Annotated in this window: 24 protein-coding genes; 17 read left to right on the top strand and 7 right to left on the bottom strand. The window is 58.8% G+C overall.

Annotated elements, in window-relative coordinates; genetic code table 11:
* The 3 genes from F8N12_RS15800 to F8N12_RS15790 form a co-directional block, all read left to right on the top strand.
* A partial coding sequence (locus F8N12_RS15800; RefSeq protein WP_150581265.1) for an ATP-binding cassette domain-containing protein occupies positions 1–1,056 on the top strand: 1,056 nt, incomplete at its 5' end.
* 292 nt (positions 1,057–1,348) lie between these two features.
* A complete protein-coding gene (locus tag F8N12_RS15795) occupies positions 1,349–2,545 on the top strand; it encodes an MFS transporter (protein ID WP_150581264.1) in 1,197 nt (398 codons plus the stop codon).
* Positions 2,546–2,709: 164 nt separating this feature from the next.
* Positions 2,710–3,144, top strand: coding sequence for a tail fiber domain-containing protein (locus F8N12_RS15790; protein ID WP_150581263.1), 435 nt, complete (start codon positions 2,710–2,712; stop codon positions 3,142–3,144).
* Positions 3,145–3,168: 24 nt separating this feature from the next.
* Here the strand turns inward: F8N12_RS15790 and F8N12_RS15785 are convergent, their stop codons facing one another.
* Complete coding sequence (locus tag F8N12_RS15785) at positions 3,169–4,203, bottom strand: alpha/beta hydrolase family protein (protein WP_150581262.1); 1,035 nt, start codon at positions 4,201–4,203, stop codon at positions 3,169–3,171.
* 165 nt (positions 4,204–4,368) lie between these two features.
* Positions 4,369–4,980: an FMN-dependent NADH-azoreductase gene (locus F8N12_RS15780; protein ID WP_150581261.1), complete on the bottom strand. Its 612-nt coding sequence runs from the start codon at positions 4,978–4,980 to the stop codon at positions 4,369–4,371.
* Between the two features lie 126 nt (positions 4,981–5,106).
* Between F8N12_RS15780 and F8N12_RS15775 the strand changes: the two genes are divergently transcribed.
* Both F8N12_RS15775 and F8N12_RS15770 read left to right on the top strand, forming a co-directional pair.
* Positions 5,107–6,015 carry a LysR substrate-binding domain-containing protein gene (locus F8N12_RS15775; RefSeq protein WP_150581260.1) on the top strand — a complete coding sequence of 303 codons (909 nt, stop codon included), beginning with the start codon at positions 5,107–5,109 and terminating at the stop codon, positions 6,013–6,015.
* Entirely contained in the window at positions 6,012–6,371 is a 360-nt protein-coding gene (locus tag F8N12_RS15770) for an MmcQ/YjbR family DNA-binding protein (protein ID WP_150581259.1), read from the top strand. The genes F8N12_RS15775 and F8N12_RS15770 overlap by 4 nt, the downstream gene beginning before the upstream one ends.
* Here the strand turns inward: F8N12_RS15770 and F8N12_RS15765 are convergent.
* Entirely contained in the window at positions 6,368–6,784 is a 417-nt protein-coding gene (locus F8N12_RS15765; RefSeq protein WP_150581258.1) for a DUF1294 domain-containing protein, read from the bottom strand. The genes F8N12_RS15770 and F8N12_RS15765 overlap by 4 nt on opposite strands.
* Positions 6,781–7,611 carry an undecaprenyl-diphosphate phosphatase gene (locus F8N12_RS15760; RefSeq protein WP_150581257.1) on the bottom strand — a complete coding sequence of 277 codons (831 nt, stop codon included), beginning with the start codon at positions 7,609–7,611 and terminating at the stop codon, positions 6,781–6,783. Before F8N12_RS15760 ends, F8N12_RS15765 begins: the two co-directional genes overlap by 4 nt.
* Positions 7,612–7,900: 289 nt before the next feature.
* On the opposite strand from F8N12_RS15760, the gene F8N12_RS15755 reads away from it, so the two are divergent.
* The 9 genes from F8N12_RS15755 to F8N12_RS15705 all read left to right on the top strand — a co-directional run bounded on the left by F8N12_RS15755 (position 7,901) and on the right by F8N12_RS15705 (position 17,360).
* Complete coding sequence (locus F8N12_RS15755) at positions 7,901–9,535, top strand: methyl-accepting chemotaxis protein (protein ID WP_150581256.1); 1,635 nt, start codon at positions 7,901–7,903, stop codon at positions 9,533–9,535.
* Positions 9,536–10,959: 1,424 nt separating this feature from the next.
* Complete coding sequence (gene pnuC, locus F8N12_RS15740; RefSeq protein ID WP_150581253.1) at positions 10,960–11,523, top strand: nicotinamide riboside transporter PnuC; 564 nt, start codon at positions 10,960–10,962, stop codon at positions 11,521–11,523.
* Positions 11,520–12,044, top strand: coding sequence for an AAA family ATPase (locus F8N12_RS15735; protein WP_150581252.1), 525 nt, complete (start codon positions 11,520–11,522; stop codon positions 12,042–12,044). Before pnuC ends, F8N12_RS15735 begins: the two co-directional genes overlap by 4 nt.
* 353 nt (positions 12,045–12,397) lie before the next feature.
* Entirely contained in the window at positions 12,398–12,826 is a 429-nt protein-coding gene (locus F8N12_RS15730) for a hypothetical protein (protein ID WP_150581251.1), read from the top strand.
* Between the two features lies 1 nt (position 12,827).
* Complete coding sequence (locus F8N12_RS15725; RefSeq protein ID WP_150581250.1) at positions 12,828–13,406, top strand: adhesin; 579 nt, start codon at positions 12,828–12,830, stop codon at positions 13,404–13,406.
* Between the two features lie 63 nt (positions 13,407–13,469).
* Entirely contained in the window at positions 13,470–14,459 is a 990-nt protein-coding gene (locus tag F8N12_RS15720) for a heme utilization protein (protein WP_150581249.1), read from the top strand.
* A gap of 63 nt (positions 14,460–14,522) precedes the next feature.
* The gene (locus F8N12_RS15715; protein ID WP_150581248.1) at positions 14,523–15,203 is read left to right on the top strand and encodes a C39 family peptidase; all 681 of its coding nucleotides are present in this window, start codon (positions 14,523–14,525) and stop codon (positions 15,201–15,203) included.
* A gap of 44 nt (positions 15,204–15,247) precedes the next feature.
* Positions 15,248–16,012: a hypothetical protein gene (locus tag F8N12_RS15710; protein WP_150581247.1), complete on the top strand. Its 765-nt coding sequence runs from the start codon at positions 15,248–15,250 to the stop codon at positions 16,010–16,012.
* A 46-nt stretch (positions 16,013–16,058) separates the two neighbouring features.
* Positions 16,059–17,360 carry a transporter gene (locus F8N12_RS15705; protein ID WP_150581246.1) on the top strand — a complete coding sequence of 434 codons (1,302 nt, stop codon included), beginning with the start codon at positions 16,059–16,061 and terminating at the stop codon, positions 17,358–17,360.
* A 60-nt stretch (positions 17,361–17,420) separates the two neighbouring features.
* On the opposite strand, the gene F8N12_RS15700 is transcribed toward F8N12_RS15705, so the two are convergent.
* Entirely contained in the window at positions 17,421–18,746 is a 1,326-nt protein-coding gene (locus F8N12_RS15700; protein ID WP_150581245.1) for a sigma-54 dependent transcriptional regulator, read from the bottom strand.
* 343 nt (positions 18,747–19,089) lie between these two features.
* Between F8N12_RS15700 and F8N12_RS15695 the strand changes: the two genes are divergently transcribed.
* Positions 19,090–19,356, top strand: a complete 267-nt coding sequence (locus F8N12_RS15695; protein ID WP_150581244.1) for a hypothetical protein — start codon at positions 19,090–19,092, stop codon at positions 19,354–19,356.
* A 260-nt stretch (positions 19,357–19,616) separates the two neighbouring features.
* A complete protein-coding gene (locus tag F8N12_RS15690; protein WP_150581243.1) occupies positions 19,617–20,906 on the top strand; it encodes a hypothetical protein in 1,290 nt (429 codons plus the stop codon).
* Positions 20,907–20,988: 82 nt separating this feature from the next.
* On the opposite strand, the gene F8N12_RS15685 is transcribed toward F8N12_RS15690, so the two are convergent.
* Complete coding sequence (locus F8N12_RS15685; protein ID WP_150581242.1) at positions 20,989–21,240, bottom strand: hypothetical protein; 252 nt, start codon at positions 21,238–21,240, stop codon at positions 20,989–20,991.
* 164 nt (positions 21,241–21,404) lie between these two features.
* On the opposite strand from F8N12_RS15685, the gene F8N12_RS15680 reads away from it, so the two are divergent.
* Positions 21,405–21,722, top strand: coding sequence for a DUF883 family protein (locus F8N12_RS15680; RefSeq protein WP_150581241.1), 318 nt, complete (start codon positions 21,405–21,407; stop codon positions 21,720–21,722).
* 61 nt (positions 21,723–21,783) lie between these two features.
* Here F8N12_RS15680 and F8N12_RS15675 read toward each other — a convergent pair whose 3' ends face one another.
* Positions 21,784–22,830, bottom strand: coding sequence for an Ldh family oxidoreductase (locus tag F8N12_RS15675; protein WP_150581240.1), 1,047 nt, complete (start codon positions 22,828–22,830; stop codon positions 21,784–21,786).
* Between the last annotated feature and the right edge of the window lie 31 nt (positions 22,831–22,861).

Raw genomic sequence — 22,861 nt, 5'->3', positions numbered from 1 at the left:
CTCGACGAACCGACCAACCACCTGGACATCAACACCATCCGCTGGCTGGAAAATATCCTGACCCAGCGTTCCAGCCTGATGATCATCATCTCCCACGACCGTCACTTCCTGAACAGCGTGTGCACCCACATGGCTGACCTGGATTACGGCGAACTGCGTCTGTTCCCGGGCAACTACGATGAGTACATGACCGTGGCGACCCAGTCCCGCGAGCAGCTGCTGTCGGATAACGCCAAGAAGAAAGCGCAGATTTCCGAACTGCAATCGTTCGTCAGCCGCTTCTCGGCCAACGCCTCGAAAGCCAAGCAGGCCACCTCCCGCGCCAAGGCGATCGACAAGATCCAGCTGGCCGAGGTCAAGCCTTCGAGTCGTGTGAGCCCGTTCATCCGCTTCGAACAAACCAAGAAGCTGCACCGTCAGGCGGTCATCGTCGAGCGCATGGCCAAAGGCTTTGACGGCAAGACGTTGTTCAAGGATTTCAGCTTCCAGGTTGAAGCTGGCGAGCGCGTGGCGATCATCGGTCCGAACGGTATCGGTAAAACCACCCTGCTGCGTACCCTGGTCAACGAACTGACTCCGGATGCCGGTACCGTCAAGTGGACCGACGCTGCGGAACTGGGTTATTACGCCCAAGACCACGCGCACGATTTCGAAGACGACTGCAACCTGTTCGACTGGATGGGCCAGTGGACCCAGGGTGGCGAACAAATCGTTCGCGGCACCTTGGGCCGCATGCTGTTCTCCAACGACGAGATTCTCAAATCGGTCAAGGTCATTTCCGGTGGTGAACAGGGTCGCATGCTGTTCGGCAAGCTGATCCTGCAAAAGCCGAACGTGCTGATCATGGACGAACCGACCAACCACCTGGACATGGAATCCATCGAAGCGCTGAACCTGGCGCTGGAAAACTACCCGGGCACGCTGATCTTCGTCAGCCACGACCGTGAATTCGTATCGTCCCTGGCCACCCGCATCATCGAGCTGAGCCCAAGCGGCGTGATTGACTTCAGCGGTACGTATGACGATTACCTGCGTAGCCAAGGGGTGGTGTTTTAAGGGCAGCGGTTAGTTTCAGGCTGCAAGCTGCAAGTTAAAGCCCTGTCGTGTGACGGGGCTTTTTATTGGCTGAAGATCAAGAGATCGCAGCCTTCGGCAGCTCCTGTAGGGTTACGCATTCCAGCGTAGGCGCTGCCGAAGGCTGCGATCTTTTGATTCTGATCGTTCCTACACTCTGCGTGGGGGCGATCTGTCTAACGGCTCACTCGGAGAAAGTAGTTAGGCTGCTTTCCTTTATCTCACACCCCAGCCATGATGCCGGTCTCCCACCGCCGCCCGCGAAAGAGCTCTCATGTCCGTGCAGCAACTGCCCCCGCAAAGCTCCATGGCGATCACTCTGCAGATCGTCTCCATCGTTTTCTACACCTTTATTGCCTTCATCTGCATCGGACTGCCGATTGCGGTATTGCCGGGCTATGTCCATGAACAACTGGGCTTCAGTGCAGTCGTTGCCGGATTGACCATTGGCTCGCAATACCTGGCCACCCTGTTGAGTCGGCCGATGGCCGGGCGTGTCTCGGACAGCATCGGCACCAAGCGAGCAATTGTTTACGGGTTGTCGGGAATTGTTCTGAGTGGCGTCTTGACCCTGGTGTCGGTGTTGTTGCAAAGCTTCCCGTTGCCGAGCCTGATGATTCTGATTGCCGGTCGATTGTTGCTGGGCGTCGCGCAAGGTTTGATCGGGGTCGGCACCATCAGTTGGTGCATGGGCCAGGTCGGCGTCGAACACACGGCGCGGTCGATTTCGTGGAACGGCATTGCCGCTTACGGTGCGATCGCCATCGGAGCGCCGCTGGGGGTACTGATGGTCGGGGAACTGGGGTTCATGAGCCTGGGGATTGCGCTATCACTGTTGGCCTTGCTCGCGCTGCTGCTGATCCGCAAGAAACCCTCGGTGCCGGTGGTCCGCGGCGAGCGGCTGCCCTTTTGGGCGGTGTTCGGGCGTATTGCTCCGTTTGGCGCGGGGTTGAGCCTGGCTTCGATCGGTTATGGCACGCTGACCACGTTTATTACTTTGTATTACGTCAGTCGCGGCTGGACAGGGGCAGCTTACTGCCTGACGGTGTTCGGCATCTGTTTCATTCTGGCGCGACTGCTGTTCATCTCGAGCATCAGCCGGTTCGGCGGCTTCACCACAGCGATTGCCTGCATGAGTATCGAAACGGTCGGCCTGCTGCTGCTGTGGCTGGCGCCGTCGACGGGTTTTGCGCTGATCGGCGCAGGCCTCGCCGGTTTTGGTTTATCGTTGGTGTACCCGGCGCTGGGGGTCGAGGCGATCAAGCAAGTGCCCACGTCCAGCCGAGGTGCGGGGCTGAGCGCCTACGCCGTTTTTTTTGATCTGGCGTTAGCGATTGCCGGGCCATTAATGGGTGCGATCGCCCTGAACATGGGATATTCGTGGATCTTCTTGAGCGCGGCATTATTGTCCACTACCGGACTTGGTCTGACGTTATTACTGTTATGGCAGGCAAAACGCACAATTTATTAAACTATATTTTTTCAATTATGTAACAAGACCGAACAATTCAAATTATAACAACCGCGCAATATTCCGAATTGATTGATCCAGCGTACAACCGTTGTTTTATTTTTTAACTTCGGCACTATGCGGTGCGCTGCACTTATATAAATCGAAACAGGAAGAAAACAAAAATGCGCATGTTATCGTTATCCCTTCTGTCCCCGATCCTGGCCTTTGGTCTTTACTCCACGGCGCAGGCGGAAACTACGGTTCAAGACCAGCTATGTCATAATGGCGTGTGTTGGGACATTGGCGGCCCGGGCGACATTGGCAATGAGTGTTGCCCATTCAGTGACGAGCAACTGAAAACCAATGTCCAGCGCCTGGAAAATCCAACTGAAAATCTTTTGAAGCTGCAGGGTGTTACTTTCAATTGGAAAAAGAATGACCGGTCGGATATAGGCCTGATCGCGCAGGAAGTACAGAAGGTTTACCCACAACTAGTGCGCACTGAAGGTGAGCTTCTGCAAGTGGATTATCAAAAACTGGTCGCGCCTCTTATTGAATCGGTTCGCGAGTTGAATACCAGAGTTCAAACACTGGAGGCTGCTCTGGCTAATAAGTAACTGACTGGAAAAACCGCCGACCATTCATTGATCGGCGGTTTGCAGACCGGCTCGGTCGTGATTGGCGAGTGCGTGGGCGAAGAACCGCCCGGCCTCAGTGATCATCGTCCGATGAATGTCTTTTCGATCAACGCCATCCGCGTCAGTGCACAACGCCGGCATCGCAACGATCTGCTCTTCATTGCACGGCGCCATAAACACGAAGTGCCCTGCCCCCGCCAGTAATTTGAAATCCGGAGCGATCGGCAGTTTGCGCGCCAGTGCTGCGGCGTTCTTGTCGAAGGCGACCAGCTTGTCGCCGTCGCCACTGTAAAGCAACACCGGCACGTGCACATCGGCCAAGGTATGCCGGCCGAACTTGAGGCTCAGTGGCGCCATTAGCAGCAAAGCCCTGACACGCGGATCTGCTACCGGCTGCAAATCATCGCGATCGGCAATCAGCTCGCCGTGGGTGTTGCAGGCATCGTGATCGTCCGGACGCTCCTGACAATACCGGCGCAAACGCTCCAGGTCGGGCGTCGCCCCAGACAGAATCAGGGCCGTCTCGCCGCCCGCCGAATAACCGATGACACCGACCTGGTCGGCATTTACAAATGGCGCCAGCAGGGTGTCGCCCAACGTTGCGGTGATCGCTTCAGAAATCTGCACAGGTCGCCCATACAGATTGCTTAGAGTGCCGAGTCGACTATGGTCCATGGAGTTGTCGCCCGGATGAATCACATCAACCACGACAAAACCCTTGCGCGCCAGCGAGGTAGCCAGGTCATGCAGCGCCAGGGGTGTTCCAGTGTTGCCATGGGACAGCATCAGCAGAGGAAAACGGCCGATGGCGACACGGGCGTCTTCGCCCGCCTCCACTTCGTATCCCTCAAGCGTGCTGACGTGTTTGCGGGCGCTGGACGGATAGAACGCGATGGCACGCATCGGTTGCAGATCCAGCGGATCGCGCATACTCATCTGGTGAAAACCGACGCTCCAGTGATGCCCGGCGGGTGCGGCGTGCACCGATTCAACGCTGCCGAGCAGGCACAAAAGCAGAACCGCACCAAGACGCACCATCGATGCAACACCCCGCTACCCGACTGAAGACCTTGGCTCCCGAGTGCACACTCCGAGCCAGGACCAGCAATAGCCAGAAACAAAAAACTCCGTATCTGCCACTTGCGTGATCAGAATACAGAGTTTTTTGGGTGTCGCTGGGTGTTTCAATGCCAGGCTCAGGCCTTAGGCAGCGGCGAACAGTTGCTCGCTGATTTGCGCCTGCGCATCGCTCATCGCCTTGCTGCGAACTTCGTCGCCATAAGCCAGGCCGTGAGCACGGACGAACTCGATGTCGGTAATACCCAGGAAGCCGAACATCACTTTCAGGTATTCCTCATGTGCCACGCCAGTCGCCTGACCGTGATGCAAACCACCAGAAGTCGAAACGATCACAACTTTCTTGTTGCCGCACAGGCCTTCAGGCCCGGCTTCGGAGTAGCGGAAGGTTTGACCGGCCACCGCGATGCGGTCGATCCACGCTTTGAGTTGGGTGGGAATGGTGAAGTTGTACATCGGCGCGGCGATCACTACAGCGTCGGCGGCGAGGAATTCAGCCAGGGTCGAAGCGCTGAGGTCCGCTTCATGCTGCTGGGCAGCGTCGCGCAATTCTGCAGCAGTGCCAGCGGCGACCAGTGTGTTAGCGGAGAAATGGCTGATGGCATCGGCGGCCAGATCGCGGTAAGTCACTGCAACGGCGGACTCAGCAGCCTGCCAGGCACTGACCACTTCGCGGCTCAAAAGACGGGAGGCCGAGTTGTCGCCAAGGATGCTCGAATCGATATGCAGCAGTTTCATGTGGGATCTCCAGGTGAGGACCGCCCGGGGCGATCTGATGAACTCATGCTACAGATGAAATCAATAACTGATTAGCCGGCAATAATGCGATAGTTTGTCCTACTGATAGAACAGTTGAGCCTCAGGATGCAAGATCTCAATGACCTGTATTACTTTGCGAAAGTGGTTGAAGCCGGGGGGTTCGCGGCGGCCGGGCGACTGATCGGCGTTCCCAAATCACGCTTGTCGCGCCGCATTGCCGAGCTGGAAGAACGCCTGGGCGCACGCCTGCTGCAACGCACCACTCGCCAACTCAAACTCACCGCCGTGGGTGAGCGCTATTTGCGGCACTGCCAGGCGATGCTGTTGGAAGCAGAGATGGCTGACGAAACGGTGGCCAGCATGTCCAGTGAACCGCGCGGACGCTTGCGGGTGTCTTGTCCAGTCGGCCTGGCGCACGAAATTTTGCCGCAGATCATCGCGCAATTTTTGCACAAATATCCGCTGGTACAACTGGAGGTGATGCTGTTGAATCGCCGCGTCGATCTGGTGACCGAAGGCGTCGACGTCGCCCTGCGGGTGCGCGAGCCTGGTGATGAGGACCCGTTGCTGGTGACCCGCCGCTTGCGTCAGGCGCAGATGCTCTTGATCGCCAGCCCGGCGCTTTTGCACGGGCAAGTGATCAATCATCCCGATGAGCTGAAAAAACTGCCAGTGCTCGGCGCCCTGGAAGCAGACCGCATGGTGCACATTCGCATGTTTGATCAGCACAACAAACGAGTCGACCTGAGCCTCGAAGCGCGGCTGGGTATTGATGATTTCATCGTTCGCAAGGCCTGCACGCTTGCCGGCCAAGGCTTTACGATGCTGCCGATGATGTATTGCGAAGAAGAATTGAAGGACGGCACGCTGCTGCAATTGTTGCCGGAATGGTCGTTGCCGGGTGGCTGGCTGCAAGCGGTTTACCCTCATCGGCGCGGGGTGATGCCGGCCGTGCGAGCGTGGATCGACCATATGGTGGAATCATTCGATGCCTGCGGGGAGCGATTGCTATGAAGGCGGGACGCATGAACGAAGCGGATGTTGCCGATTTCTGCCTGTCGTTGCCCGGTGCACGGGAGGATTACAAATGGGGTGGCGTGCGGGTGTTTTCGATTGCGGGGAACAAGATGTTCGCCTTGCAGAACCTGCGCGGTGATTCTCTCGCGTTCAAAGTCGACAAGGATGTGTTTGCGGGCCATTGCGACCGTCCGGGCATTCACCCAGCACCTTATCTGGCGCGGGCACAGTGGATCATCATGCAGACGCCCTACCCGCTCGCTGGCGCAGAGCTGAAAGACTTGCTGCAACGCTCGCATCAATTGGTGGTGAGCAGGTTGCCCAAGCGCACTCAGGTCAGTCTGCTGCTTTAGAACAATGCGAGCAGATTGGCACCGAGAAACAGTTGATCTATCCAGAACACCTGATGCAGCAGCACGATGGCCCAGAACAGTATCTGGAACGAAACCTTGCGGGTTTTGTGCCGAAATATTTGCTGAGCCAGCAACGCACCTGGCCAACCTCCGGCAAACTCGACAGCGTGCAAAACGTTTTCCGGGGTGCGCCAGCGGTCCGTGCGCGCCTTGCGCTTGTCGCTTCCATACAGAACAAACGCCAGCAGGCTGACGACGCCGTAGGCCACCAGGGGAACCAGCGAGATACCCCGCAGCCATAGCGTCACCGACCCCAACAACGGCAGCGCGCACACGATCGCAAACACCAGCAGCTTCAGGCGCAGACTCTGGATACCGGCCCTGGAGGGAGTACGCGCGCTGGCGTTATTCATGGCTGAGCGGCGCTCCAGTCGACCCAACCGAACTGCCACGTGGCCAGAATGACCAGACCGAATGCAATCCGGTACCAGGCAAATGCTGCATAACTATGGCTGGCGATAAACTTGAGCAAGCCACGCACGGCGATCATCGCGAAGATGAACGCGGTGACAAATCCGATGGCGAACACCGGGAAATCAGCCGGCACGAACAGATCGCGGTACTTGTAGCCCGAATACACCGCAGCGGCGACCATGGTCGGCATCGCCAGAAAGAACGAGAACTCAGTGGCGGTCTTGCGCGACAGGCCGAACAGCAGGCCACCAATGATCGTCGAGCCAGAGCGCGAGGTGCCTGGAATCATTGCCAGGCACTGGGCGAAGCCGACTTTCAGCGCGTCTTTCCAGGTAATCTCATCGACGGTTTCGGCATGCACTTCGTGCTGTCGCTGCTCAGCCCAGAGCATGATCACACCGCCCACCACCAACGCCGCCGCAACCGTAATCGGGTTGAACAGGTATTCGTGAATCAGATCGGAGAACAGCACGCCCAACACTACGGCGGGCATGAACGCGATCAACAGGTTCGCGGTGAAGCGTCGCGCCCCCGGTTGCGTTGGCAGGCCGGTGACCACATCAAGTATCTTGCGGCGAAACTCCCAGACCACCGCCAGGATGGCGCCGAGCTGAATGATGATGTTGAACGCAATGGCGCGCTCTCCGCCGAAGTTGAGCAAGTCGGCGACAATAATCTGGTGCCCGGTACTGGAAATCGGCAAAAACTCCGTCAGCCCTTCTACAACCCCAAGTATCAATGCCTGCACGGCGGTCCAAAGGTCCATCAATCCCCCAGGAGGCAATGCGCTGCGGCATGCCCCAATAATAATTTTCAAACGTTCACTGCAATCAACGCGCTCTGCCCCGCACTTCTTCCCTGGACGACAGCGAAAAGCATCGGCTGAAATATCGTTCGGTATTCAGGTTTTCCGGCGCGGGGCCGAAATCCTATCAGACAAGCCTGATTAACGCTGCCACGTTATAAGACTTGCGTCGGACACGTCCGGTGAGCAAAGCGTGCAGGGATGCTGGCGACCATTTATGACAAGAACAAGAAACAGGAGTGACAGCGGTATGAACAGCTTGCGAACCATGTCGATCAGCCGCCGTTTGTGGCTTATTCTGATCGTGGCGGTGGTGATGCTTTTAGCCTTGGGCGTGTTGATGCTCAAGCAGATCCATGAGGATCTGTATCACGCCAAAGTGCAGAAAACCCAACACGTGGTGCAGACGGCCAGCGGCATTCTGACCTATTTCCATGGCCTGGAAACCGCCGGCACCCTCACTCGCGACGCTGCGCAAAAACAAGCGCTGACTGCCGTTCGCGGCCTGCGCTATGACCAGAACGATTACTTCTGGATCAACGACCTGACCCCAGTCATGGTCATGCACCCCGCCAATCCTAAACTCGACGGGCAGAACCTCGCGGCAATCCGTGATCCCGACGGTTTTGCGGTCTTCAACGAAATGGTCGCGGTGGCCAAAAGCAAAGGTGCCGGCATCGTCGATTACCGCTGGCCAAAGCCGGGTGCCGAGGCGCCGGTGGAAAAAACCTCCTACGTGAAACTGTTCGAGCCCTGGGGCTGGATCATTGGCTCAGGCGTGTACATCGATGACATGCAGGCCGAATTCGCTGGCCAGGTCTGGAAGGCTACGTTCATTGGGCTGGTGATTGCCGCGATCATGGCGCTGCTGGTGATTCTGATTGCCCGCAGCATTGTTCGCCCGCTGCAGGAAACCGTGAACGCGATGGCCAACATCGCCAGTGGGGAAAGCGACCTGACGCGCAGCCTCGATACCCATGGCCACGATGAAGTCACGCAACTGGCGCAGCACTTCAATGCGTTCACCGCCAAGCTGCGGCTGGTGATTGGCGAGCTGCAAATTTCCGCCGGCGCACTGGGCCAGTCTTCCAGCGAGCTGGGCAACGATGCGGCTCAGGCACAACAACGCAGTCAACAGCAATCTGAGCAAATGGAGCTGGTGGCCACCGCGATCAACGAGGTGACTTACGGCGTGCAGGACGTGGCGAAAAACGCCGAGCATGCGGCGAGTGAAATGCGCGATGCCGAATCGCAGGCGCAGCAGGGCCAGGTAAACATTGACGGCAGCCTGCAGCAAATCGACAAGTTGTCTTCGACGATTGATCAGGCCGTGGAAGTGATTCGCACCCTCGCAGCCGAAAGCACGCAAATTGGCAGCGTATTGGAAGTGATCCGCTCCATCGCCGAACAGACCAACCTGCTGGCGCTCAACGCCGCGATCGAAGCTGCCCGGGCCGGCGAGCAAGGACGCGGATTTGCCGTGGTGGCCGACGAAGTCCGTTTGCTGGCGCAGCGCACGCAGAAGTCGACGGCCGAAATTCAATCGATGATCGAGCGTCTGCAAAATCATTCGGAAGCGGCGGTGAAGGTGATCGGCGACAGCAGCCGCGCCTCGCAACTGACCATCGAACAGGCTGGCCTGGCCGGCGCGAGCCTGAGTGCGATCGGCCAGGCATTGCGCAATCTCAACGGCTTGAACGCGTCCATTGCCAGCGCGACTCTGCAACAGGCTCAGGTGGTCGAGGACATCAACCAGAACGTCACCCAGGCGGCCGGTTTATCCCACAGCACCGCCTTGGCCGCTGAGCAATCGAGCGTGGCCAGCGTGCGGCTCAAGGACTTGAGTGAACAGCTGAACGGATTACTCAGGCAATTTCGCGTGTAACCGCCACGACGCACTCTTGTAGCAGCTGCCGAGCCTGCGAGGCTGCGTCGCTAAGTCGCTTTTGTAGCAGCTGCCGAGCCTGCGAGGCTGCGTCGCTAAGTCGCTTTTGTAGCAGCTGCCGAGCCTGCGAGGCTGCGTCGCCTTTGTACCAGCTGCCGAGCCTGCGAGGCTGCGTTCGGCTCGGGCCGCGATCGGCCGCAGCAATCGTAACCCCGCAATACACGGCTTTCCTGATGCACCGCACTGGCTGATTTTACGACTGCTACGCAGCCGGACGCAGCCTCGCAAGCTCGACAGCTGCTACAGCATCGCGTCGGTCTTGCAAGCTCGGCAGCTGCTATGGGTCGGGTTGGCTTTGGAGGTTCTCCTTGTCCCTTTCGTAGCAGCTGCCGAGCCTGCGAGGCTGCGTCGCTTTCGTAGCAGCTGCCGAGCCTGCGAGGCTGCGTTCGGCTCGGGCCGCGATCGGGCGCAGCAATCGTAACCCCGCAATACGCGGCGTTCCTGATGCACCGCACTGGCTGATTTTACGACTGCTACGCAGCCGGACGCAGCCTCGCAAGCTCGACAGCTGCTACAGCATCGCGTCGGTCTTGCAAGCCCGGCAGCTGCTATGGATCGGGTTGGCTTTGGAGGTTGTCCTTGTCCCTTTCGTAGCAGCTGCCGAGCCTGCGAGGCTGCGTCGCCTTTGTACCAGCTGCCGAGCCTGCGAGGCTGCGTTGCTTTTGTAGCAGCTGCCGAGCCTGCGAGGCTGCGTTCGGCTCGGGCCGCGATCGGGCGCAGCAATCGTAACCCCGCAATACACGGCTTTCCTGATGCACCGCACTGGCTGATTTTACGACTGCTACGCGGCCGGACGCAGCCTCGCAAGCTCGACAGCTGCTACAGCATCGCGTCGGTCTTGCAAGCTCGGCAGCTGCTATGGATCGGGTTGGCTTTGGATGTTCTCCTTGTCCTTTTTGTAGCAGCTGCCGAGCCTGCGAGGCTGCGTCGCTTTTGTAGCAGCTGCCGAGCCTGCGAGGCTGCGTTGCTTTTGTAGCAGCTGCCGAGCCTGCGAGGCTGCGTTCGGCTCGGGCCGCGATCGGGCGCAGCAATCGTAACCCCGCAATACGCGGCTTTCCTGATGCACCGCACTGGCTGATTTTACGACTGCTACGCAGCCGGACGCAGCCTCGCAAGCTCGGCAGCTGCTACAGCATCGCGTCGGTCTTGCAAGCTCGGCAGCTGCTACAGCATCGCGTTGGCCTCGCAAGCTCGGCAGCTGCTACAGCATCGCGTTGGCCTCGCAAGCTCGGCAGCTGCTACAGCATCGCGTTGGCCTCGCAAGCTCGGCAGCTGCTAAGGGATCGGGTTGGCTTTGGAGGTTCTCCTTTGCCTGCGCCTGCCGTTACAATCGCCACCCTTTGCGACTTCCCCAAGGAAACTCCATGTCCGGCCTCGAACTGTTTGCCGCCGCCCTCGGCGTGATTGCCGTCTGGCTGACGGTCAAACAGAATCCTTGGTGCTGGCCCATCGGGCTGGTCATGGTGCTGCTCTACAGCTGGATTTTTTTCGAAGTAAAACTCTATTCGGACATGTTGCTGCAAGTGATCTACGCCGCGTTGCAGGTCTACGGCTGGTGGCAGTGGACCCGCTCGGGCGACGCGCATCAAGGTCGGCAGGTCAGTCGTCTTGGTCAGCAAGCCGTGGTGTTCAGCCTGGCCATCGGGGCCGTCGGCAGCTTGCTGCTCGGCGCCGCGATGGCCCACTGGACGGACGCAGCGCAGCCGTGGCTGGATGCCGCGCTGACCGGTTTCAGCCTGGTGGCGCAACTATGGATGGCCCAAAAACGCGTGCAGTGCTGGCCACTGTGGATTGTCGTCGATGTGATTTTCGTCGGCCTGTTCATCTATAAAGGCCTGTACCTGACGGCGGCACTGTACGGGCTGTTTACACTGCTGGCAGTGCAGGGCTGGCGCGAATGGCGGGCCGATCTGGCCTTGCGCACATGAAAGTACTGGTACTCACCGGGCCCGAATCCAGCGGCAAAAGCTGGCTGGCCGCGCAATTGCAGGCGCAGTTCGGCGGCCTGTTGGTCGATGAATACGTGCGATGGTTCATCGAGCAAAATCCGCGAGACACGACGCTGGCAGATATACCCACCATCGCTCGCGGGCAATTGCAATGGGAAGACGCCGCTCGAGCACTGCAGCCGCCTTTGCTTATCCTTGATACGCACCTGCTCAGCAATATCCTCTGGAGCCAGACCCTGTTTGGCGACTGTCCGGCGTGGATCGAACCGGCCCTGCTCTCGCGCCAATACGATCTGCACCTGCTGCTGTCTCCCGAACAGGTCGAATGGACTGACGACGGTCAGCGCTGCCAACCTGAGCTCAGCGTACGTCAGGCATTTTTCGAACAGACCCTGGCCTGGCTGTTGGGCCACCAACAACCTGTCCAGGTATTACGCGGCGATTGGGCTGAACGCAGGCGCATGGCATTGGCAGCCGTTGCCCAACTGCTAGGCCTGTAACCCGGCATGTGGGGATTTGCCCTGGCGATTTCCCCGGGATCGGGGCAAATGTGTCCGTCCCTGAAACACTTCTCCCCCTCTGGACAGGCCGTTTCAACGCTCCCGTGCCGTTCCCCTGCCGACTGTCACACAGGCGATACAGACCACTGCAAAGCCCCATTCCAGAGCGATACGATGCTGGCGTGGGCTCGCAGGCATTGTCGCCCGTCTCATGGATGAAACAGTCCTGACCGGCCTCCCTTCCATTCGACGCCAACCTATTGAAATCACGCGCAATTGCAAATCGGGCACAGCTTTCGCTGACTCCGTCTCAACGCTGACCCGAGCCAGCGCACAGAGAAGGAATTGCCGCCGTGGGGATCTTCAAAAAAGGTATATCACTGCTGATTGGATGTGCTGCCGGCGCGGTGCTGAGTCTGCCGGCTCAGGCGCAAGGCAACGGTGTCATCGTCCTTGATCGCGATGTTCAGCCGCACCACTTTGGCCGCGATGGTGGCAAAGACCCCTACCCCACCACCGTCAACGCCAACCCTTCGGAGCGCGTCAACAACGAACTGAGCGATGGCGATTTCGCCAGCGTCGCCAGCGGCACTGCGTTTCGTGGCAATGCCAACCCGACCATGGGCGGCATGCAGGGCCTCAACGTCGTCACCAATCCCAACGGAATGCCAGGCATGAGCGCCGGACACCAGGGCGGCAGCGGCGGCGCGATTTCCGGCACGGTCAATCGCGCCATGAGCTCCGGCCTCGCGCCACTGAGCAGACTGGCAGGAGGCCAATGAGATGAATCGCTTGCTGCTATTCATTGCCCTTTTCGTCACCGCCAGCGCCATGGCCGAGTCGAGCGTCAGCGCGATCAGCTCCGCCCAACTACGAGACTCCGGCATGCAATACAAAGGTAACTTCAACGTCAATCAGGCGGCCGGCGACCAACAGCAACAAACCAATGTGCGGGCCATCTCCATCGGCACCGACGCCGGCGCGACCACACGCATAAATCAACGCATCACCACGCCCGCCGACCCGTCGATCAACGCGACGAGCACTATCGGCGGCAGAGCATTCAGCAATGGCAACGGTGTGCTGGGCGTCAACCAGAGCGCCGGGGCCAACAACCAGATGGCCAACGTTGTGCGGATCGACATCAGTGCCGGCCCGCAAAGCGTTGACGACAGCGCCCTTTCTCAACAGAACGTGGCGTTTTTACCAGGCTCGGGAGCAACTGGCACCCCAATCGGCAGTCGCCAGGTCGTCACCAGCGACCAGGCCTTCACCGGCAGCCGGGGCGTGATTCAGGTGAACCAGAGTGCCGGGGTGGGGAACCGCATGGCTAACACCCTGAGCATCCGGGTCGCTGACTGACCCGTACGCAGTGCGATTGGAACGTATCAACACTTAACCGACTAATAAGCACGGAGAGACACCATGAAACCTACAACGGCCTTGAAACCACTGGTTTTCGCTCTCGCAGCAGTGATGGCAATCGCAGCACAAGCCGCCGACCGTGGCAACGGTCATGGCAATGGCCACGGCAACGGTCATGGCAACAACGGTCCACAGGGCCCAACCCTTGATCAGATTCTGTCCATCTCTGCCGGTGCCGGGGCCACCGTCATGGATGTTCAGAACAACTCGGGCAATGCTGTGCTCAATCAGGGCACGCAGAATGGCGCCGCCATCGACAGTTCGCTGAACAACTCCAACGGCAACATGGGCGCGAACGTTGCAGCCGGCGATGGCAACCAGCAAGACAACGCCGCTGCACTGGCCACCGCCGATGAAGCCTTTATTTTCGGCAACGCCATCGCCGCGTCCAGCGCTACTCAGAACAATACCGGCAACACCGTCGCCAACTACTCCAATACCAATGCTTCTTCACTCAACAACGCAGGCAACAATGGTTCCGGCAACATCGGCATCAACGTGACGTCCGGCAACTTCAACCAACAGAAAAACAACCTGGCCATCGCCGTATCCGGCGGGCGCGTCGCTCAGGCGGCTGCCTCGGCCAACCAAAGCTCCTCTGGCTTGACGGTCACCAACAATGCCGACCAGGCCTACACCACGGAAACCATGACCGGCACTTTCAGCGGCGCAGGCGGATTTGTCGCTGCAGGCACTGCCACCACCGAAGGCAACAACAACGGCGGTTGGGGCAATAGGGGCGGCCACGGCGGTGGCAACGGCGACACCACGTCGGACTTCGTGGCGGTCGGCGTATTCGGCCTGGCAGGTGTGACCACTCAACAAGTGATGACACCCAACGGCTGGAAAAACCCTGTGACCAATGTGTCCACCATGACCAACTCGATGAACAGCTTCTCCGGCAACGGCGGCGCCAACGTATCGTCGGGTGTGGGCAACCAGCAAAGCAACTCGCTATCCATCGCTGCCGGCTGCAGAGCCTGCCTGTAATCGCGATCGCAATCAAAGCCCCGGCGACGGGGCTTTTCCACAGCACGTCAAGGCGTATTGACCATGCGAAAGACTGCCTTCCTCGCCCTGCTCTGCCTGTCTGGTCTGACACAGGCTGGACAGATGCCCGTCGCGGCCTTGCCCGGCGGCATGCTTGTCTACAAGGAAGTACAGAGTCTGCGTGAGCGCAAGTTCAGCGACATCGTCGAACAGAAAACCGATTTCAGTTGCGGCGCTGCTGCACTGGCAACGGTGTTACGCCAAGCTTACTGGCTCGACGTCGATGAGGAGCACATCATCAAAGGCATGCTGGTCAATGCTGACCATGACCTTGTCCGTACGCAAGGTTTCTCCATGCTGGACATGAAGCGCTACATAGAAAGCATCGGCATGCGCGCCCGGGGCTACAAGATCCCGCCGGAAAAGCTCGACGCGGTGACGATTCCGGTGGTGGTGCTGATGGACATTCGCGGCTACAAGCATTTCGTGGTGTTGCAGCGCTCCGACAAGAACTGGGTCTACATCGGCGACCCGGTGCTGGGGCACAAACGCTACTCCCACGATGACTTTGTGAAAGGCTGGAACGGCATTGTCTTCGCTATCGTCGGGCCCGGTTATGACAAAACCAATGCGTTACGCAGCCCACCGGAACCGCTCACGGCGAAGAACAAGCTCGATGGCTTCAACCCGGTCAAAGATGCTGAATTGATGGATTTCGGATTCATACAGAGCGACTTCTTTTAATCGCCAGGATGGTTTGTGGGGCAGGATGCCCCCGGGAGCAGCAAATGAAAACCTCATACTGGCTGGCCGCCGCCTGCCTGGCGGCGAGCGCGTCAGGTTATGCCAACGGATTCAAACCTGTCGAAATCAAGGACCAGGAGCTCGCCGAGCTGCGCGGTCGATATGTCATGCCGGGGCGGATCATCAGCTTTGGTGTGGTGATGAGTACCACCTGGCGCAATGCCAGCGGCGACATGATCGGGGCCAGCGGTTCGATGCAGATCCAGGCCGCCACGGTCAAACCGCAATTCTACGTCTCGACTTACACTCAGTCCGGCAACAGTCAAGCCAACAGCAACGCCGCCGTGCCGAGTCAGGGCACCGGCACCATTGTCGGCGGCGCGGGGCTCGCGACGGCGCAAGGCATTACGCAAAGTGTGCGCGCCGCAGGGGATGGCAACACCGCCGCCAACAATGTTTCCATCGACGTCAGCGAAAGCGCCGTGGCGCCGCCGGTTACCGCAGTGCCGCAAGGCCAGGTATTGGCGAGCGGGCAGACCATCACTGGCAGCAACTCTGCCGGCAGCATTGCCGTGTCGTCATCCGGCGGCGGCGTGCAGATGGCGATCGCCGCAAACAACAATCAGGGCACTGCGCTACAGCAGGTAGCCGCCGGCGGACTGCTGCAAAACACGCGTCTGCTAGGCAACAGCAACCTCGTCAGCAACCTCACGCAACTCAATGTTGTACTTAACAATAATGGACCGAGTGCCGGTGCGTTGGACTGCAATCTGTCCCAACTGACCGCACTACGCAGTGTGGGATATTGAACTACGCTGACTCTCGATCATTAGGCTAAAAGGGACGGCTTATTTCATGTATCGATCAGTATCACTGCGCGCAGTCGTCTGTTTGAGCACCCTGTTCCCGGCGGCTTTGCTGCAAGCAGCACCCGATGCGGACATTGAGGCGCTCAAGCAGGAGCTGCTGGAGCTGAAGCAACGATACGAAGTACAACAAAAAGCCCTGGCGGTACTGGAACAACGGGTTCGTCAAGTCGAAGATCAACCGGCAACCCCACAACCCAAGCGTTTGGCCAAATCGCCATCGGACATGAAAGGCAATCGCGTCGCCACCGGTACTGGCGCCGCAGCGGCATCGGGCGGTGCGGCCGGCGGCGGCAGTTCTTACGGACAATCGCTGGCGGACGACTCGCAACCGGCACAAAGCGTTTCCAACCTGTATGACGAGGCCAGCGGATTTTTCGGTGGCGGCAAGTTCAGCGTCGAAACCGGGATCACCTATTCGCGATACGACACACGTCAGTTGATCCTCAACGGCTTTCTCGCGCTGGACTCGATATTCCTCGGCAACATTAATCTCGACCGGATCAAGGCCGACACCTGGACGCTGGACCTTACCGGTCGTTACAACTTCGACAATCGCTGGCAGTTCGACCTCAACGTGCCGGTGCTCTACCGCGAATCGACCTATCAGTCCGGCGGCGGTAACCAAGGCTCTGCCGGCGTCACCACGGAAGACAGTGTCACCCGCGATCCGGACATCGGCGACGTCAACTTCGGCATTGCCTACAAGTTCATGGACGAATCGGTCAGTTCACCGGATGCCGTGCTTACTCTGCGGGTCAAGGCGCCAACCGGCAAGGACCCGTTCGGCATCAAGCTGCGCCAGACCGATGCCAATACCAACCTGTTCGTCCCCGATACCTTGCCCACCGGGAATGGCGTCTGGTCGATCAGCCCCGGTATCTCGCTGGTCAAGACGTTCGACCCGGCGGTGCTGTTCGGCAGCCTGTCTTATACGCACAACCTCGAAGAATCCTTCGACGACATCAGCTCCACGGTCAACCAGAAAACCCCGGGCAAAGTACGCATCGGGGACAGCTTCCAGATCGGCGCCGGCGTCGCGTTTGCGCTGAACGAGAAGATGAGTATGTCGTTCTCGGTGTCCGATCTGGTGCAACGCAAAAGCAAGATCAAGGAAGATGGCGGCGACTGGCAATCAGTCACCTCCAGCGACGCCAACGCCGGCTACTTCAACATCGGCATGACGGTCGCCGCGAGCGACAACCTGACCATCGTGCCCAACCTGTCGATCGGCCTGACCGATGACGCCCCGGACTTCACCTTCAGCCTGAAATTCCCGTACTACTTCTGACCGACATGGAAAAGGCCCGCTGCGATCCTCATCGCAGCGGGCCTTTTCGTTTCACCCGCCCTAGCGGATCTGGTGCTTGTGCAGCAAGCGGTAAAACGTAGGCCGCGACACGCCCAGCACGCGGGCAGCGACGCTGAGGTTGTCGCTGTGACGATTCAACACATCGCACAACGCCTGGCGTTCGGCGCGGGTCTTGTAATCCTCAAGGGTGCCCATCGGCGCAGCGATGGCGTGCTGACTGATCAAACCAAGGTCGCGTGCTTCGATCTGCCGTCCTTCTGCAAGCACCAAACCACGGCGCACGCGGTTGGCCAGTTCGCGAACGTTGCCCGGCCAGTCGTGTTTGCCCATGGCGATCAGCGCGTCTTCGCTGAAACTGCGTGGCCGACGTCCGGTTTCATGGCTGTAGAAGTGTGAAAAGTGGTTGGCCAGCATCGCCAGGTCGCCATGCCGCTCACGCAACGGTGCGGTGACAACCTGCAGCACATTGAGGCGGTAATACAGATCTTCGCGAAAGCGCTTCTTTTCGATGGCCGCTTCGAGGTCGACGTTTGTCGCCGCCAAAACCCGCACATCCACCGGAATCGGCTGACTGCCGCCTACACGCTCGATGTGTTTTTCCTGCAGGAAACGCAGCAGATTCGCTTGCAGTTCCAGAGGCAAGTCACCGATCTCATCGAGAAACAACGTGCCGCCGTTGGCCGCTTCGATGCGCCCGACCTTGCGTTGATGCGCACCGGTGAAAGCGCCCTTCTCGTGGCCAAACAATTCGGACTGGATCAAGTGCTCGGGGATGGCGCCGCAATTGATCGCAACGAAGGGTTTGCTGTGCCGTTGCGATTGCCGGTGCAACGTACGCGCGACCAGCTCCTTGCCGGTGCCGCTTTCGCCACGGATCAATACCGGGGACTCGGTCGGCGCCAGTTTGCTCAGCAGCTTGCGCAGTTCGCGAATCGGTTTGCTGTCGCCCAGCAGTTCGTGCTCGGGCTGATTGATGTGGACCGTGCCTTGCCCGCGCAGGCGTGCCATGCCGAAGGCACGGCCCAGGGTTACCTGAACCCGCGACACGTCGAACGGCAAGGTATGAAAATCAAAAAACCATTCACAGACAAAATCACCGACATTCTGTAGTCGCAGAACTTCCTGATTAAGCACGGCGATCCATTCCGTGCCACTGCGGCTGATCAGCTCCTTGACGGCATCCGGGCGTTCCAGATGAAAAGGTTGCAGGCGCAGCAGCCCGACATCGCAAGCGCGGTCGACAGCATCGTCGAGGGTGCAGCTATCGACGTCCCATCCGACTGAGCGCAAGCCTGGGAGAAGACGATGGCAATCATCACAGGGGTCCACCACTAACAATCGTCGTAGAGCAGGCGCTTCGGTCATGACTGTTCCTTGGCGCCAAAATATGGGAAATATTATTAAAAACAGTCGTTTGGCGGGCCTGGCTGTAACATTAGCAAGAAATTGACGGCGCCTTGTACCGATTGACTATAAGAACACTGAAAAAGCAGTTATAAGCTGAACACGTTGTTAGCTCCCTAACAAAGTTGCCCCTTTTATTATTCTTTCGTTATCTGGGCAAGCAATGATCAAACGAAAGAAAGTTGAAATTTGTTTGGTTCAAGTGTGACCCGAAGCTGGGGTACGGACATCAGTACAAGTAACCAGCCGCACGGTCAGCCCAACCGACGGCACATCACCTGACTGGGCATAAAGAGAGAATCCCATGACCGCCCCGCTCCGTATCAACGAAGCTCTTTTGATCGCCGACCGCGCTTTTAAACCTTTCCAATGTGTGGCCTGGGCCCTGCAGGATGGTAACGGTGAGCTCAACCTGACCGTTATTGACCGCACTAATACCCGCATCGGGAGCAAGCAAATACCCAGCAGCGCCTACACCGATCCAGCACAACTTGAGCATCTACTGGAACAAGCTCGTGAAGAACTGAGCCGTGAAGGTTATGCGCTGCAATCGTGGTCGATGCCACACTGATATCGGCGCGGATTACTGCACAGTAATCCGCGCTTTTCTGGCAATGCAGCTTTGTCCGGAGAGTTTTTAAAACGCGCGAATGGAAGTGCGGTTACTTGTCAGGCTTTGAAGTGAGTCGAAAGGCCAGTGTTCTGGCACACAACGACCCTTCATCTGGTTCTTCTGACAGTTGTGCACCGGGGTGTTCAGCGGTTGAATACCTATCCCATCCAGGTCGCCTGCCAATTTTGGCTAGAGACGACTCGCAAGGAGATGCGTGCATGTCCGTCCAGAACCTCTCCTCGCTGGCTCCGCGGCTTGATGACGCTGGAACACTCGACAAGACTTTCGCTGCCGCTGGCAAGACCCACGTCTACTTCCCGGGCAGCGTTTCAAGCATGACCAACGGCGTTGCTGTCGACGGGCAAGGCCGATTGTTGGTCGCGGCCAAGGTCGGCACCCCGGGCGGTAGCCGTTTTGGTCTGGCGCGACTGCTCGCAGATGGTTCGGCCGACCTGATGTTCGCTTATCAAGGCAGCGTGGTCAGCCAGTTCCAGCATGGTTTTGAGGCCATGGCCGAAGAGGTTCTTGTCCTGCCTGATGGCAATATCCTGGTCGCAGGCCTGCATTACGAAAACGCTCATTGCACCCTGCCCGCGCTCGCGCTCTTCGATGAGGATGGCAATGCCGTACGAGGGTTTGGCGACAACGGTCGCTGTGTCGTGCGTCTACCGGGCAATCTTTCTCTGGGCGTCCGCAATACGTGGCTGCCGGCCGGTGTTCCCGACGTCGAGGCTTGCGCAATCGCTGTGCAGGACGACGGCCGAATTGTGCTGGTGGCCAATCATCACTTCGAGATGGCGGACCAGGCTGCGATGCTGATTCGCCTCAACAGCGACGGATCGCTCGACGAATCCTTCAATGGCCGTGGCTTTGTTGTAGTTCGGCATCTGCTGATGAATTCCAGGCTCGGCAGTCTTCTGGTGCAGCGCGATGGCCGAATTATGGTCGGCGGGTCGATGAATTTCCCTGAACAAGGCTTGCTTGCGCGCTATCTTCCCGATGGTCGGCTGGACGAGTGTTTCGCCGTCGACGGGTTTATGAGCGTCAATGCCAAAGAGCGCAGCGTTCAGGTCTGTCAGCTAGTCCAACTAACCGACGCCGATGTGTTGTGCTTTGGCAGCAGCCGCGACCCGATGCATTGCATCGCGTTGAAGATTCACAGCAACGGTCGTCCGGACCAACATTGCAACGCAGGCCACGCACAATTGCTGGAGATCGGCGAGTACGGTTGTCATTGGACTGCCGCGCAGACGCAGGCGGATGGCAGTGTGGTGTGCGCGGGCGCTACGATGGGCGGTGTTGAAGCTGACTTTATTCTCGCCCGTTATCGGCCTGATGGTCAGCTTGATGATCGCTTCGGTCACGGCGCAGGCTGGGTTCGCACCCGCTTGGGACGCAGCCTGGATTGCGCCACGTCGTTGGTGGTGCAGGACGATGGCAAATTAATCGTCGGTGGTTACTCAATGGACGGCAAATGCCGGGCGGTCGTCGCACGCTACTTGGGATAGCCCTGCCAGGGCCCCTCAAAAAACCGGGGCGTACGCCAAAGTACGCCCCCGTCCGGCCCGCCAAATGGCCGAACCGCTGAAATCATTTCGCCGCCATCAGCCGATTGACTTCACTGCGCACCATGTTGGCGAACTCTGGCGGCGACATCCCGTCGAGCTCGGACCGGACCCACTCGGACCATTTACCCTTGCGCTTGGCACGCTCGGCGAACAACCGTGCGGCCTCGCCTTTGGCTTTGCCCAGGTTGCTTTGCCACAAATCGAACAGGCGGGATTTTTCATCTTCGAGGGCCGCACGTTCAGCATGGGATTTGTCGGCCAGGTTAAAGCTCATGGATGTTCTCCTGCTGCGTAAATAGGTGACATCTTACACCGTAGGGGGAAATGTCCGGCGCCGGATTTGTTCCAGGGTCAGCCGAATACGTTCACCCCGTGCAACTTTTCAGGCATCGGGGGACTCCATTGTTCACTGCTCATTTAATGCAAGGAGAAACCTCAATGGCTCGGAAAACTGCCGAACAAACCGCCGAAGAACAGATCAAGGATCAGGCTTTCAGCGAACTTCAGGCGCTGATCGAGGAATCGGAAAAGCTGCTTAAGAGCAGCGCTTCGCTGGTAGGCGAAGAAGCGGAAACCCTGCGTGGTCAGATCGCCCAGAAGCTCCAGCAGGCGCGGGATTCGGTCGGCAACGTGCGCGACCGTACAATGCCGGCAGTGCAGGCCACAGAAACCTACATTGGTGGGCATCCATGGCAAACCGTGGCGATTTCTGCCGGTTTTGGCCTGGTGGTCGGACTGCTGCTCGGTCGCCGCTAAACGCAAGTCATTGAGTAACGACCGACGAGAGTGAGCTCTCGTCGGTTAACCAGCACCGAACCTACGCTTCAAGCCCCGCCAGTACCCGCAAGTTCTCCAGCGTTGCCTTGTCCAGTCTGATCCCATCCTGCGCGGATTTCGCCCGTTGAGAATGACGCCGATCGCCCGGCAAGCGCTTCAGCCCTACCCCATGCATCTGCCGCACCAGTTCCTGGCTACGCTCTGCAAAGCCTTGCCCCGCTGCCTTGCCCGGATCAATCACAATCAGTAACTGACCGGTCCATGGTGTCTTCGCACCCGGGTGATCCGACCAGTTAAACTCGAACGAGAAATTGCCCCCCGTCAGTGCCGCAGCCAACAGCTCCACCATCATCGAGAGCGCCGAGCCCTTATGCCCGCCGAACGGCAGCAATGCACCACCCTCGAGAATCGCTTTCGGATCCTGCGTCGGCTGGCCCAGGCTGTTAACGCCCATGCCTTCAGGCAAACGTTCACCGTTGCGCGCAGCGATCTGCACGTCGCCGTGAGCAATCGCACTGGTCGCCAGGTCGAACACAATCGGCTCACCATCGGCACGCGGTGCGGCGAAGGCAATCGGGTTGGTACCGAACAACGGCCGGTCAGCCCCATGCGGCACCACGCAGGTCATGCTGTTGACCACGCTCAACGCTACCAGACCGTCGTAGGCAAACGGTTCGACATCCGGCCACAGCGCGGCGAAGTGATGAGAGTTACGAATCGCCAACACCGCGATCCCGGCGCTGCGTGCTTTTTCTACCAGTAACGAGCGAGCCGCCGCGAGAGCTGGCTGAGCGAAACCATTGCCGGCATCTACCCGGACAAACCCGGAGGCGACGTCTTCCACCACCGGTACGGCCTGTCCGTCTACCCAGCCGCTTTTCAAAGTCGACACATAGCCGGGGATGCGAAATACGCCATGGCTATGAGCGCCATCCCTTTCGGCACCGGCGCAATTGAGGGCGAGCGTCCTGGCGACATTGGCGGAGGTGCCGTGGCGTAAAAAAATCTGTTCCAGCAATACCACGAGCGCGTCGAATTCAAGTGTTTGCAGGGGTGCACTCAAGGCTGCTTCGGGCGTTACGGTCATCTGAAGCTCCAGTTTTATTATCGAGTACGGG

The organism is Pseudomonas fluorescens (genome assembly GCF_902497625.1).
Classification (GTDB): Bacteria; Pseudomonadota; Gammaproteobacteria; order Pseudomonadales; family Pseudomonadaceae; genus Aquipseudomonas; species Aquipseudomonas fluorescens_BQ.
Note: the sequence above shows the minus strand (reverse complement) of the source record. Positions and strands in the feature narration are given on the sequence as shown.

Coding starts and splice junctions, on each gene's coding strand:
- F8N12_RS15795 (WP_150581264.1), top strand. CDS start 1,349: ATGTCCGTGCAGCAACTGCCCCCGCAAAGCTCCATGGCGATCACTCTG.
- F8N12_RS15790 (WP_150581263.1), top strand. CDS start 2,710: ATGCGCATGTTATCGTTATCCCTTCTGTCCCCGATCCTGGCCTTTGGT.
- F8N12_RS15785 (WP_150581262.1), bottom strand. CDS start 4,203: ATGGTGCGTCTTGGTGCGGTTCTGCTTTTGTGCCTGCTCGGCAGCGTT.
- F8N12_RS15780 (WP_150581261.1), bottom strand. CDS start 4,980: ATGAAACTGCTGCATATCGATTCGAGCATCCTTGGCGACAACTCGGCC.
- F8N12_RS15775 (WP_150581260.1), top strand. CDS start 5,107: ATGCAAGATCTCAATGACCTGTATTACTTTGCGAAAGTGGTTGAAGCC.
- F8N12_RS15770 (WP_150581259.1), top strand. CDS start 6,012: ATGAAGGCGGGACGCATGAACGAAGCGGATGTTGCCGATTTCTGCCTG.
- F8N12_RS15765 (WP_150581258.1), bottom strand. CDS start 6,784: ATGAATAACGCCAGCGCGCGTACTCCCTCCAGGGCCGGTATCCAGAGT.
- F8N12_RS15760 (WP_150581257.1), bottom strand. CDS start 7,611: ATGGACCTTTGGACCGCCGTGCAGGCATTGATACTTGGGGTTGTAGAA.
- F8N12_RS15755 (WP_150581256.1), top strand. CDS start 7,901: ATGAACAGCTTGCGAACCATGTCGATCAGCCGCCGTTTGTGGCTTATT.
- pnuC (WP_150581253.1), top strand. CDS start 10,960: ATGTCCGGCCTCGAACTGTTTGCCGCCGCCCTCGGCGTGATTGCCGTC.
- F8N12_RS15735 (WP_150581252.1), top strand. CDS start 11,520: ATGAAAGTACTGGTACTCACCGGGCCCGAATCCAGCGGCAAAAGCTGG.
- F8N12_RS15725 (WP_150581250.1), top strand. CDS start 12,828: ATGAATCGCTTGCTGCTATTCATTGCCCTTTTCGTCACCGCCAGCGCC.
- F8N12_RS15720 (WP_150581249.1), top strand. CDS start 13,470: ATGAAACCTACAACGGCCTTGAAACCACTGGTTTTCGCTCTCGCAGCA.
- F8N12_RS15715 (WP_150581248.1), top strand. CDS start 14,523: ATGCGAAAGACTGCCTTCCTCGCCCTGCTCTGCCTGTCTGGTCTGACA.
- F8N12_RS15710 (WP_150581247.1), top strand. CDS start 15,248: ATGAAAACCTCATACTGGCTGGCCGCCGCCTGCCTGGCGGCGAGCGCG.
- F8N12_RS15705 (WP_150581246.1), top strand. CDS start 16,059: ATGTATCGATCAGTATCACTGCGCGCAGTCGTCTGTTTGAGCACCCTG.
- F8N12_RS15700 (WP_150581245.1), bottom strand. CDS start 18,746: ATGACCGAAGCGCCTGCTCTACGACGATTGTTAGTGGTGGACCCCTGT.
- F8N12_RS15695 (WP_150581244.1), top strand. CDS start 19,090: ATGACCGCCCCGCTCCGTATCAACGAAGCTCTTTTGATCGCCGACCGC.
- F8N12_RS15690 (WP_150581243.1), top strand. CDS start 19,617: ATGTCCGTCCAGAACCTCTCCTCGCTGGCTCCGCGGCTTGATGACGCT.
- F8N12_RS15685 (WP_150581242.1), bottom strand. CDS start 21,240: ATGAGCTTTAACCTGGCCGACAAATCCCATGCTGAACGTGCGGCCCTC.
- F8N12_RS15680 (WP_150581241.1), top strand. CDS start 21,405: ATGGCTCGGAAAACTGCCGAACAAACCGCCGAAGAACAGATCAAGGAT.
- F8N12_RS15675 (WP_150581240.1), bottom strand. CDS start 22,830: ATGACCGTAACGCCCGAAGCAGCCTTGAGTGCACCCCTGCAAACACTT.